11 protein-coding genes are annotated in these 12,457 nt (G+C 38.7%); 1 reads left to right on the plus strand and 10 read right to left on the minus strand.

Features of this window, described 5'->3' with window-relative positions:
* Positions 1–514: 514 nt before the first annotated feature.
* From AC2CGN_RS18315 to AC2CGN_RS18360, 10 genes are all read right to left on the minus strand, one after another.
* Positions 515–1,267, minus strand: coding sequence for an SDR family NAD(P)-dependent oxidoreductase (locus AC2CGN_RS18315; RefSeq protein ID WP_484515436.1), 753 nt, complete (start codon positions 1,265–1,267; stop codon positions 515–517).
* Positions 1,268–1,437: 170 nt separating this feature from the next.
* A complete protein-coding gene (gene eno, locus AC2CGN_RS18320; RefSeq protein WP_286925428.1) occupies positions 1,438–2,730 on the minus strand; it encodes a phosphopyruvate hydratase in 1,293 nt (430 codons plus the stop codon).
* Between the two features lie 2 nt (positions 2,731–2,732).
* Positions 2,733–4,274, minus strand: coding sequence for a 2,3-bisphosphoglycerate-independent phosphoglycerate mutase (gene gpmI, locus AC2CGN_RS18325; RefSeq protein WP_484515438.1), 1,542 nt, complete (start codon positions 4,272–4,274; stop codon positions 2,733–2,735).
* Positions 4,267–5,028: a triose-phosphate isomerase gene (gene tpiA, locus AC2CGN_RS18330; protein WP_286925430.1), complete on the minus strand. Its 762-nt coding sequence runs from the start codon at positions 5,026–5,028 to the stop codon at positions 4,267–4,269. The genes gpmI and tpiA overlap by 8 nt, the downstream gene beginning before the upstream one ends.
* 18 nt (positions 5,029–5,046) lie before the next feature.
* Entirely contained in the window at positions 5,047–6,231 is a 1,185-nt protein-coding gene (locus AC2CGN_RS18335) for a phosphoglycerate kinase (RefSeq protein ID WP_429982944.1), read from the minus strand.
* 656 nt (positions 6,232–6,887) lie between these two features.
* Entirely contained in the window at positions 6,888–7,904 is a 1,017-nt protein-coding gene (gene gap, locus AC2CGN_RS18340) for a type I glyceraldehyde-3-phosphate dehydrogenase (protein ID WP_429988031.1), read from the minus strand.
* 113 nt (positions 7,905–8,017) lie between these two features.
* Positions 8,018–9,049: a sugar-binding transcriptional regulator gene (locus tag AC2CGN_RS18345; RefSeq protein WP_484515441.1), complete on the minus strand. Its 1,032-nt coding sequence runs from the start codon at positions 9,047–9,049 to the stop codon at positions 8,018–8,020.
* Between the two features lie 201 nt (positions 9,050–9,250).
* Positions 9,251–9,373 carry a hypothetical protein gene (locus AC2CGN_RS18350; protein WP_286925433.1) on the minus strand — a complete coding sequence of 41 codons (123 nt, stop codon included), beginning with the start codon at positions 9,371–9,373 and terminating at the stop codon, positions 9,251–9,253.
* Between the two features lie 375 nt (positions 9,374–9,748).
* The gene (locus AC2CGN_RS18355; protein WP_429982947.1) at positions 9,749–9,985 is read right to left on the minus strand and encodes a glutaredoxin family protein; all 237 of its coding nucleotides are present in this window, start codon (positions 9,983–9,985) and stop codon (positions 9,749–9,751) included.
* A 61-nt stretch (positions 9,986–10,046) separates the two neighbouring features.
* Positions 10,047–10,913 (minus strand): DMT family transporter, encoded by an 867-nt coding sequence (locus tag AC2CGN_RS18360; RefSeq protein WP_429984015.1) that lies wholly within the window; start codon positions 10,911–10,913, stop codon positions 10,047–10,049.
* Positions 10,914–11,074: 161 nt separating this feature from the next.
* On the opposite strand from AC2CGN_RS18360, the gene AC2CGN_RS18365 reads away from it, so the two are divergent.
* Positions 11,075–12,451, plus strand: coding sequence for an aminotransferase-like domain-containing protein (locus AC2CGN_RS18365; protein ID WP_484515444.1), 1,377 nt, complete (start codon positions 11,075–11,077; stop codon positions 12,449–12,451).
* The last annotated feature ends 6 nt before the right edge of the window (positions 12,452–12,457 follow it).

Raw genomic sequence — 12,457 nt, forward strand, 5'->3', positions numbered from 1 at the left:
TGAGCGGCTTTCTCCTTACCCCGAGCAATTTCTGACCCTACTTGAGCGACTTTCTCCTTACCCCGAGCGACTTCTGACCCTTCCTGAGCGATTTTCTCCTTACCCTGAGCGACTTCTGACCCTTCCTGAGCGGTTTTCTTCTTACCCCGAGCGACTTCTGACTCTTCCTGAGCGGCTTTCTCCTTACCCTGAGCGATTTTTGACTCTTCCTGAGCGGTTTTCTTCTTACCCCGAGCAACTTCTGACCCTTCCTGAGCGGTTTTCTCCTTATCCCGAGCGACTTCTGACCCTTCCTGAGCAGTATTCTTCTTACCCCGAGCGACTTCTGACCCTTCCTGAGCGGTTTTCTCCTTACCCTGAGCGACTTCTGACTCTTACTGAGCGGTTTTCTTCTTATCCCGAGCGGTTACTGACCCTTCGATAAAGTATTTAGTTTTCATATAAAAATATTAGAGCCTTACCAATCCAGCTACATTACGACTAAGAATTTTCCGACAAAATATATCATTTCCAATTATCGCCCTCCGCTAACATTTATAATTTCTCCTAGGATATAATTTGAGGCATCGGAGGAAAGGAAGGCGATTACCTCTGCTATTTCCATAGGTGTTGCAGCCCTTTTAATAGGTACAGATGAAGCCATTCGCTCAAGTCGATTATCGTCAGGAGCAAATTTAACATGAAAAGGTGTCTCTACCATTCCAGGTGCTACCCCATTCACGATTATTCCATAGTCAATTAGCTCTCTGGACATTCCTATTGTCATTGTATTGATCGCCCCTTTAGCAGATGCGTAATGAATACTTTCTCCTGCCCCTCCAATTCGTGCAGCCGCTGAAGAGACATTAATAATTTTTCCACCTTTTTTCGGAATCATATGTCTTAATACAGCTTGAGAGCAGAAGAGAACACTGTTAACATTTAATTTGAACGTTTCTTCCCACAGCTCTTCGCTCATATCCATAAATGTACTTTGACGGACACCACCCCCAGCATTATTAACTAAAACGTGAATTGTGCCAAATGAAGAAATAGCTTGTTCAACCATTGAATTCACTTCTTCTTTATTCCTCACATCAGCTTGAATTGCAATGGCCTCTCCCCCTTTTTCTTGAATACGTTGAACGGCTTCCCTGGCACCTTTCACATTTGAATGATAATTAATAATTACTTTAGCTCCTTTTGATGCCATCAACTCAGCCGTGGCAAGCCCAATACCTGAGCTTGCACCTGTGACAAGAATAACTTTTCCTGATAAGTTATGCATAGCGTCCCTCCTAGTTTTAATAGTAATTCTACATTTTACATATTTAAACCTTTTAAAGAAGATTTATTTACTCTGGAAAATCTGATTTTTTCCCCGCATCATTACAACTTTGTAGGCACAAAAAAATCGCCTACAAGGTCATTGGATACCTTGAGGCGATTTTTATGAGCTTATTTTAAATTATAAAATGAATGTAAGCCTAAATATTCAGCTGTTGCACCAAGCTGGTCTTCAATGCGAAGAAGTTGGTTGTATTTAGCTACGCGGTCTGTACGTGATGGAGCACCTGTTTTAATTTGACCCGCGTTTGTGGCAACTGCAATATCAGCGATTGTTGCGTCTTCTGATTCTCCAGAACGGTGTGAGATTACTGCTGTATAACCAGCACGTTTTGCCATTTCGATTGCTTCAAATGTCTCTGTTAGCGTACCGATTTGGTTTACTTTGATAAGAATTGAGTTTCCTACACCTTGCTCAATACCAGCTGATAATTTTTTTGTATTTGTTACAAATAGGTCATCACCTACTAATTGTACGCGACCACCAATACGATCTGTTAATAGCTTGTGTCCAGCCCAGTCATTTTCGTCTAAGCCGTCTTCAATTGAAATAATTGGGTATTTATTTGTTAACTCTTCGTACCAATCAACCATTTCTTCAGAAGTTTTCACAACACCTTCACCATCTAAGTGATATTTGCCATCTTCTTTATTGAATAATTCAGATGAAGCTACGTCCATTGCAAGTTTTACTTCCTCACCTGGCTTGTAGCCTGCTTTTTCGATTGCTTCTAAAATTACAGTAATGGCTTCCTCGTTAGAGCCAAGGTTTGGGGCGAAACCACCTTCATCACCTACTGCTGTGTTATAGCCTTTTGCTTTTAATACAGCCTTTAGGCTATGGAAGATTTCAGCGCCCATACGTAAAGCGTGACGGAATGATTCTGCGCCAACAGGCATCACCATAAATTCCTGAATGTCTACATTATTGTCAGCGTGCGCGCCACCATTTAAGATATTCATCATTGGTACTGGTAGTTGTTTTGAGTTAAAGCCACCAAGATATTGATAAAGAGGTACATCTAAATAATCTGCCGCAGCATGTGCAACTGCCATGGATACACCTAGAATTGCGTTAGCACCTAACTTCCCTTTATTTTCTGTGCCATCTAGCTCGATTAAAGTTTTGTCGATTACGACTTGATCAAGAACTGAATAGTTTCCTTCTAATTCTTGCGCAATAATTGTGTTAACATTTTCGACTGCTTTTAATACACCTTTGCCTAGGTAACGAGATTGGTCACCATCGCGTAACTCTACTGCTTCGTATTCACCTGTAGATGCTCCTGATGGTACGATTGCACGTCCAAAAGCTCCTGATTCTGTAAATACTTCAACCTCTACTGTTGGGTTCCCACGTGAGTCTAAAACTTCGCGCGCATAAACTTGTGTAATAAATGGCATAATTAATTCTCCTCTTTTTCAATTAATGATTGTCCTGTCATTTCAGTAGGCTGTGATACCTCTAATAATTCTAACATGGTTGGCGCCAAATCGGCTAAAATGCCACCATTTCGTAAAACTAAATTCGGTTTCGTCACAATTACTGGAACAGGATTTGTTGTATGAGCTGTCATTGGCTCCCCTGCTAAAGTCAGCACTTCATCAGAATTACCATGGTCAGCTGTAATAATAGCTGCACCGCCTTTTGCAAGCAGTGCATCTACTACTTTCCCTAGACATTCATCGACTGCTTCTATCGCTTTAATTGTTGGCTCTAGCATTCCACTATGCCCCACCATATCTGGGTTCGCAAAATTAAGGATGATTCCATCGAATTTTTCAGCAGCTATTTCTGCAAGTAAGGCTTCTGTCACCTCATAGGCAGACATTTCAGGTTTTAAGTCGTAGGTTGCAACCTTTGGGGATGCAATTAAAATTCGCTCTTCCCCTTCAAATTTATCCTCACGTCCACCACTCATAAAGAAGGTCACATGTGGATATTTTTCTGTCTCTGCAATACGTAGCTGTGCTTTACTATTTGTGGCTAACACTTCACCTATCGTATTTTTTAGGTTGTCATTTTCATAGGCCACCTGTGCATGAACTTCATCACTATAGTGTGTGAAGGAGACAAATTTTAAATTTTTTGGATGCTTAGCTGATAAAACAAAGCCATCAAATTCATTATTTGTAAATACTTTTGACAATTGAATGGCACGATCAGGGCGGAAATTAAAGAAAATTACTGCGTCATTATCATTAATTGTAGCCACTGGCTCTCCATGCTCTTGGATACTAAATGGAATCACAAATTCATCTGTTACCTCACGCTCATAGGATGCTGCTACACCACTTGCTGCACTTTCTGCCGTTTGACCAACGCCATCAACAAGCACATTATAGGTTAGAGCTACACGATCCCATCGTTTATCACGGTCCATTGCATAGTAACGTCCATGAATAGAAGCGAATTTACCTATACCAATTTCAGCCATCTGTCTTTCCGTTTCTTCAATATAATCTAATGCTGTTGTTGGTCCAACATCTCGCCCATCTAAAAAGCCATGTACGAAAACTTCTTCTAGCCCCTGTTGCTTAGCAAGCTTTAATAGGGCAAACATATGCTCATAATGACTATGAACACCCCCATCCGACAGTAGGCCCATAACATGCAGCTTCGACTGATGAGCCTTTACATGTGCCACTGCCTCTAAAAATGCAGGATTTGTAAAGAAGTCACCTTCACGAATCGATTTATTTAAACGTGTTAGGCTTTGATAAACAATACGTCCAGCACCGATGTTTAAGTGTCCAACTTCAGAATTGCCCATTTGACCTTCTGGTAACCCTACTGCTTCACCTGCTGCCGTTAATGTAGCATGGGGATACTGGTTCCAATAACGATCAAAATTAGGCTTATTTGCTTGTGCTACAGCATTCCCGTATGTTTCATCTCGAAATGCGAAGCCATCTAAAATAATTAATGCTACTGGCTTTTTAGGCATTTGCCGCCGCCTCCAATAATGTTAAATATGATTTTGGTTGTAAGCTAGCACCACCAACTAAAGCACCATCAATATGCTCTTTTGATAATAATTCTGCGATATTTTCAGGCTTCACACTGCCACCATACTGAATACGTACAGCGGCAGCTGTTTCAGCATTATATAGATCTTCCACAACCCCACGAATTGCTCCACATACTTGGTTTGCATCTTCTGCTGTTGCTGTTTTCCCTGTACCAATTGCCCAAATTGGCTCATAGGCAATGACCATATGCTCCACCTGTTGCGCTTCAAACCCAGCAAGTGCCGCTTTAATTTGACTAGCTACCTTTTGCTCAGTCGTTCCTGCTTCACGTTCTGTAAGCGTTTCACCACAGCAAATAATTGGTACGATGTTATGAGCTAATGCTGCTGCTACCTTTTTATTAATGGCTTCATCTGTTTCATTGTAATACTCACGACGTTCTGAGTGCCCTAAAATGACATAATCCACTTGTACACTTGCAAGCTGATTCGGGCTGATTTCTCCTGTAAATGCACCTTCATTTTCATAATGCATTGTTTGTGCACCAATCGCTAGCTCCGAATCACTAGCAACCTGCACAAGTGTAGGTAAATAAAGTGCTGGTGCGCAAACAACAGCATCTACTTTGTCATTTGAAGGAAGTTTGTCCTGAATCGCATCGACAAACTCGATGGCCTCCTCAAATGTTTTATACATTTTCCAGTTACCTGCAATAATTGGTTTACGCATCATTTTGCCTCCAATAGTTTATTTATCGTTTAGTGCCACAATACCAGGAAGCTCTTTACCTTCCATTAATTCTAATGAAGCACCGCCACCTGTAGATATGTGATCCATCTTATCTGCTACATCAAATTTTTCAACAGCTGCTGCAGAATCGCCTCCACCAATTACTGTATAACCTGCTGTATTGGCCATTGCCTCAGCTACAGTTTTAGTGCCACTTGCAAACTTATCCATTTCAAAAACGCCCATAGGACCATTCCAAATAATTAATTTAGAATTCTGAATGACCTCTGCATAATTTGCCGCTGTTTTTGGACCAATATCTAAGCCCATCCAATCTGCTGGAATCGCGTCAACATCTACAATTTTCGTTTCTGCATCTTTTGAAAATTCATTTGCAACAACTGCATCAATCGGCATATGTAATTGCACGCCTTTTGCCTTAGCCTTGTCAATAAAAGATTTAGCTAGCTCAATTTTGTCCTCTTCCAATAAAGACTTACCGATATCGTACCCCTGTGCTTTTATAAATGTAAATGATAAACCACCGCCGATAATTAAATGATCTACTTTTTCCAGTAAGCTTTCAATAACACCGATCTTATCCTTCACTTTAGCACCACCGATAATGGCCGTAAATGGACGCTCAGGGTTAGATAATGCTTTACCTAATACATCTAGTTCCTTTTGCATAAGGAAACCAGAAACAGCTGGAACATGCTTAGCAATACCTTCTGTTGACGCGTGTGCACGGTGAGCAGCACCAAACGCATCATTAACATAGACATCTGCTAATTTTGAAAATGCTTCTGCTAGTGCTGGGTCATTTTTCTCTTCACCAGCGTGGAAACGTACATTCTCTAGTAAAAGAATGTCACCATCTTGCATGTTTGTAACAGCCTTCTCTACCTCTTTACCAATTGACTCATCCAATTTAGTAACTGGCTTGCCGATTAATTCAGCTAATCGAACTCCTACAGCCGTTAGACGCATCTCTTCTTTTACTTCACCCTTTGGTCGTCCCAAGTGAGAGGCTAGAATTACTTTAGCTCCTTGCTCCACTAAATATTCAATTGTAGGGATTGCTGCACGAATACGTGTATCATCCGTAATCACACCATCTGCCATCGGTACATTAAAATCGACACGTACAAATACGCGCTGCCCTTTTACCTCAATATCTTTCATCGTCTTCTTATTTAACATGAAGAAACCCCCTTCAAAGTTTTTAATTTGCGAATTCCCTGGATCACCCATCTTGGCTCCTCAATTCTTCACAATCACTCTATTCAATCAATTATGTCCCCAGCGGAATTGTTTCCGGATTTTTTAGAGCTCGCTCTTCAAAACCCTCACATCGGTCTGGGGGCTTATCTTGATTAGCGGCGTTTTATGTCTGCTAAATCAAGATAAAAATAGCATATCCCTTAGAATTCACTAAAGGAACCAGCTTTTGATAAAGTATCCTTTTACTTGCTTTTATAGTAACAAAAGTCACGTTCTATGTCTTGCGATTGTATATATTTGTTTGAAAGACCCTTTGTTAAACTTTGCACCCATTTTCATTCAACGCTATATTCCTGTATCAATGACGCTCCAGCACAATTGGTTCTGGTTTTTTTGGAGCTCGCTCGAAAAAGCTCCAATCCAAATCCGTGATATCAGCCCGGCGCAAGATCTTGATTAAGCAGGTGTTTAATTATGCTTGCTGAATCAAGATAAAAAAAGAGTAAGGGGTAAACATCCCTTACTCTCTTTACCCTTGTATATTATATCTTTTAGATATTTTAAAGGCTATACTTTTTATGCCTAAAAAGCGGTATTATGTCACACTTTTTACTTTTATTTTTGAAATATGTCGCTTATTTATGATTGAATCCTTTTTCTGCAATATATAGAGCTAAGTCCATTAAACGAGTTGAATAGCCAATTTCGTTATCATACCATGCTAAAACCTTCACCATACTATTTTCTAACACCATCGTAGAAAGACCATCCACTGTTGAAGAATTGTGATTGCCATTGTAGTCAATGGAAACTAAAGGTAGTTCATTGTATCCTAAAATACCTTTAAGTTCGTTTTCTGAGGCTTCTTTTAGTGCTGCATTAATGGATTCTTTCGTTACATCTGCTTTTAGTTCTACTACTAAATCAACACAAGAAACGTTTGGTGTTGGTACACGCATAGAGAAGCCATCTAATTTACCTTTTAATTGAGGTAAAACTTTAGAAACTGCTACAGCTGCCCCTGTTGTTGTTGGAATCATTGACACAGCACCTGCACGTGCACGACGTGGGTCAGAGTGAGGGAAGTCAAGAATTCTTTGATCGTTCGTATAAGAGTGAATTGTTGTCATCATACCGCGGACAATACCGAATTTCTCATCCAATATTTTCGCTACAGGTGCTAAACAGTTTGTTGTACAAGAAGCATTTGAAATAACATCGTCTGTTTCAGGATTGTAATCTTCATGATTAACACCCATGACAAATGTAGGCATTGCACCCTTTGCTGGTGCTGAAAGGATCGCTTTTTTAGCACCTGCTTCAATATGCTTACTTACTTCTTCCATAGAGCGGAATTTACCTGTACATTCAAGCACAACATCTACACTAAGCTCACCCCATGGTAATTGAGTAGGATCTTTTTCAGCATAAACTTTTACATTTTTTCCGTTCACTACGAAAGAATCGCCTTCTGCATAAACCTCAGCATCGTAGATACCGTGTACTGAATCATATTTTAATAAATGTGCAAGCTGACCAGCATCTGTTAAATCATTTACTGCAACTACTTCAAATTCATCGTGCTTCATTGCTTCACGAAATACTAAACGTCCAATACGCCCAAATCCATTAATCGCCAATTTTAATGCCATTGTCAATTCCTCCAATAATGTTTAAATATTCTTTTGCCAAAATGGCTTTATTCTCAACCAGAAAGTGTTGATCACTCACTGAAATAGAGTACTTTTTCAAACGTAAAACTATTCTATAAAGAAGGTAAACTCTCAGCGATTGCTTTTGCTGCCGCCTCATCAGTAATAAATATGGTTTGCTTTGGCGCAACCTTAAAATACGATAGCATTGCCTTCACTTTTTGTTTACCTGCAGCAACTGCAATTACTTGCTTACTCCCTTGAACTTGCTCTAGCTGAATACCGATTGTACGTATTCGATGAACTATCTCACCTGCAGCATTAAAATAATAGCCAAATGCTTCACTCACAGCGCCCTTTTCTTCAAGAATTCGTAAATCCTCAGGTGATGAGTTCCGCCTTAAAGCCATTTCCTCCGCAGAGCCTATCCCATGGATAACACAATCTGCACGCTCATAATAATTCATCATTTCCGTTACCATTGGCTCTGTGAGCATAGCTTGATATGCCTGCTCGCTTAAATGCTCAGGTAAAAACAAGGTGCGATATTGGGCATCCATCTGCATGGCAAATGTTGCAACGAGTGTATTGGCTTGCATTTGCATTTCATGTCCAATTCCACCACGTGCAGCTACAAATGTAATGTCTTGTGCATGTGCAGGATGTAGAAATGGTGTCAGTGACGCAACAGATTTGCCACCTGTAACAGCCACGACCTGCCCATTGAAACTGGAAGATATAAATACTTGCGCTGCCTCCTTACCAAGTAAGGTAAGTACCGTATCGTCCTCATTATAATCACCTGGTACAACAATTACATGCTGTAAACCAAAATGCTTTTCCAGTAATTTTGCTAACTGGGTAAGTCCCGACCATTCATAGACGAGCGTTCTTAATTTTTCTATTACTACTTCACCGTCATCTGTACATACCATACCCGACTTTTGAGAATCTAATAACCCTTGCTCACGTAAAATATCTGTTTCTTTTCGTATTTCACGTTCAGTCATTTTTAATGATTCTGCAAGTGTTCGACGCCCAATAGGCTGCATTAGCTGGATTGTCTGCAAAATACGGTATCTTGTTTGAAGAAGCGGATACATTTCTGGAAGTAGCCTTTGCTGTGCATCAGGTACAGATAACATATTTATCTACTCCCTTTTCAATAGTAATGGGTCTTATTTTGTCCCACTATATAATTTTGTGTCCCACTTATAGTTTTATTATAATATGCTTTGAATTAAAGAGCAAGTGTATGATGCGGTAATTGGAAAAAAATTAATATTAATTAGTTTCCAATTAAAAAAGGCCTCATAACTAGTATTAGTTATGAGACCTCAGTCGTCTTATTTTGTAAAAGATAAAATGGCGTTTTTCTTAAATCCTTCTAAAGCTTTTGTTGCTTCAATTTTATTTGCATACTCAAAAATACGAACATCTTTTTTCTCAAATACTGTAATAACCCACATTGTAAAATCTCCCTTCGAATTTGTTTTTTTGTAATATAACAACCACTAGAAATCGTGATACTTTTTTAAACTGTTTTATAACAATTTCTTTCTTGACTCTTATTCTACTCCGATTTATTTAAAAAGAAAGCGTAATGTGAAGGTCTTCACAAACTGTTCAAATTCAAAACGCTTTCATTGAACAATTTGTGAATTGTGAGATTGTTACCAATCGAAACAAGCTACAACATTGAGATTGTTCTTTTATTCAACCTAATAAACTAAAAAAATTTCGCTTTTTCTTCGCTACTATTTTATCTAGCAGGAGAAATGCGAAATTTAAATAAAGGGTTTGCTTTTTTAAAAACCAATCATTTTGCTACTCATTGGTTTATTCTATTCGCAAGATAAATGCTCCATCAATGTTGCGTAATCTAAATTACCATATTGTATTACTTGCCCGTCCTTTTCTACTACTGGAATCATTAGCATATATTTCTCATGCACTGCCTCATTTTCTTCAATGTCAATGATATCGACATGAAAACCTAAGTCCTCTTGTACAAGTTTTAATGTATGCAAACCCTCCACGCACAGCCCACAATTAGCACGAGTAAAAAATTTCACATTCACTTTACAGCACCTCCTCAGGCTATTATGCCATATAAAAAAGGTTCTATCGTTTTTTTACTTATTATATAGAAGCTTTTTTAGTTATTGAAGCGTTTTTGCCAATCATCACTGACAACACAACAGCAATTGCTATGACAATTGTAAATACTGAAATCGATTCATGAAGAAATAAAGCTGCAAAAATAATCATTAAAAATGGCTGTAAGTATTGTATTTGGCTAATCCTAGAGATACCGCCCATCGCCATACCGCCATACCATGCTACATAGGCTAAAAATTGACTTACAATCGCTAAATATAAAAAACTAATCCAAGCTTTTAGAGGTGCATGTAACATCTCCCCTGAAACGTTTAGAAATACTGGAATAATCAGAACAGGAACTGCAATAATAATGGCCCACGCAATTACTTGCCAGCTACCTATTTCCTGTGCAAGCAATCCACCCTCCGCATAGCTGAGCCCTAGTATTACGACAGCAGCCAATAATGCGAAATCTGCAATATGTAGCTGACCCAGTCCAAGATAAATAGCATAAATGATTACCGCTAAAGCACCTGCAATACTAGATAGCCAAAATTGAAGTGACGGCATTTCCCCTGCTCTCATCATTGCGAAGCCTGCTGTAGCTAAAGGTAGCAGGGCTAGCTCTACCGCTCCATGAGATACTGGCAAACTAGTCATTGCCCATGAAGTTAGGAGAGGAAATCCTAACACGGCACCTAAAGAGACAATTACTAAGCTTTTAAACTGACGAGCACTAGGTAATTTTTCTTTTCTTCCAATCAAGATAATAGCAACTAAAATTGAAGCAATTACTGCTCTTCCCAAACCAACGAATGTAGTACCAAAATATTCAACAGCTACACTAGTTGCAGGTAAGGTTAAACTAAAACAAATAACACCCAATAAACCTAATAATATCCCCATTTTTTCTTTTCTACTTTCTTGCACAATCAATCAGCTCCCCTTATTGTTAAGTACAAAACTGTCTCATCTGTACTGGTATAATACATAATAAGAGAACCCATCGTTAAAAGAAATAGAGTTTTCTAGCATCTGTCCTGGTACAGAGTAAGGAGAGGATTTTTATGGATACAAAATATGATGGAATAGTTAAAGACATTAAAAATCAGCTTGCGAATGGTGATCTGCTGGCAGGCAGTAAGCTTCCCTCAGTCCGACAAATGTCTGAGATATTTTCCTGCAGTAAAAACACTGTTATTAAAGCATACGATGAATTAGAAAAGGAACATTTAATATTTTCTATCCCCAAAAGTGGCTATTATGTTGTCAATGAATTTCAGCGCATTGACTCTAGAAGGACGACCATCGATTTTTTATCTGCTGGTCCTGATAAAAACATCATGCCATACATTGATTTTCAGCACTGTATCAATCAGGCAATTGATACATATAAGGAAGAATTATTTACTTATTCCGATCAACAAGGCTTCTCCTCTTTGCGCGTACAATTGGTGAAATACTTACAAAGCTTACAGGTTTTTACCGAACCAGAAAGATTATTTATTGTTTCTGGCTCACAGCAAGCATTAAATTTATTAGTATCCATGCCATTTCCAAATGGCAAAAAAAATATCTTAATTGAACAGCCTACTTATTTTGGCTTTATCGAATCAGCCAATTTACATTCGATAACTACCTTTGGAATTGATTTATCGATGGACGGTATAGATTTTGATCGTCTAGAGTATATTTTTCGGAATAATGATATAAAGTTTTTCTATATTGTACCAAGGTTTCAAAACCCACTTGGTCATAGCTACACAAATAAAGAGAAAAAGAGAATCGTTGAATTGGCTGAAAAGTACGATGTGTATATCGTTGAGGATGATTTTTTAGGGGAGCTCGATCCAAACACTAAATCTGATCCATTATTTTCATACAACCCTTCTGGAAGAGTCATTTATATAAAAAGTTTTTCTAAGATTTTTCTCCCTGGTTTAAGGATTGCTACCATCGTTCTTCCCCCAAAAATGAGCAGCCATTTTTCACGCTATAAGTTTACTGCTGATTTTAATAGTTCCGTGCTTTCGCAGGGTGCATTAGAGATTTATTTAAAAAATGGCATGTTTCAAAGCCATATAAAAAAAATTAAGGAGCTCTATTTTGGAAAGATGAAGCATCTACAGGAAGCTTGTGAATTATTTCTACCCAATAACACGCTTTACACAAAGCCAGCATCCGGATTTTACCTTACAATCTACTTACCAGAACATGTTGCAGCAAAGCAAATTGTTCAATTGTTAAAGGAACAACATATTTTTGTTGATGATGCCTCTAGAATGTTTCTGCCAGAATATAAAAAGGAAAACCTAATTCGCCTAAGCATTTCCCAGGTAGAAGACTATCAAATTCATACTGGTGTAGAAAAGCTGGCTCATTGTATCACGTTGATTGACAACAAGAGATCTGCTACGTCCCAATATAAAATTCAGCTCCTATAAACTATG

It is taken from the genome of Lysinibacillus sp. DFXJR4, assembly GCF_057196045.1.

Excerpts from the sequence above, each read along its gene's own strand:
- tpiA (WP_286925430.1), bottom strand. The coding sequence starts at position 5,028 with ATGCGTAAACCAATTATTGCAGGTAACTGGAAAATGTATAAAACATTT.
- AC2CGN_RS18315 (WP_484515436.1), bottom strand. The coding sequence starts at position 1,267 with ATGCATAACTTATCAGGAAAAGTTATTCTTGTCACAGGTGCAAGCTCA.
- eno (WP_286925428.1), bottom strand. The coding sequence starts at position 2,730 with ATGCCATTTATTACACAAGTTTATGCGCGCGAAGTTTTAGACTCACGT.
- AC2CGN_RS18360 (WP_429984015.1), bottom strand. The coding sequence starts at position 10,913 with ATGGGGATATTATTAGGTTTATTGGGTGTTATTTGTTTTAGTTTAACC.
- AC2CGN_RS18345 (WP_484515441.1), bottom strand. The coding sequence starts at position 9,049 with ATGTTATCTGTACCTGATGCACAGCAAAGGCTACTTCCAGAAATGTAT.
- AC2CGN_RS18335 (WP_429982944.1), bottom strand. The coding sequence starts at position 6,231 with ATGTTAAATAAGAAGACGATGAAAGATATTGAGGTAAAAGGGCAGCGC.
- AC2CGN_RS18350 (WP_286925433.1), bottom strand. The coding sequence starts at position 9,373 with ATGTGGGTTATTACAGTATTTGAGAAAAAAGATGTTCGTATTTTTGAG.
- AC2CGN_RS18365 (WP_484515444.1), top strand. The coding sequence starts at position 11,075 with ATGGATACAAAATATGATGGAATAGTTAAAGACATTAAAAATCAGCTT.
- gpmI (WP_484515438.1), bottom strand. The coding sequence starts at position 4,274 with ATGCCTAAAAAGCCAGTAGCATTAATTATTTTAGATGGCTTCGCATTT.
- gap (WP_429988031.1), bottom strand. The coding sequence starts at position 7,904 with ATGGCATTAAAATTGGCGATTAATGGATTTGGGCGTATTGGACGTTTA.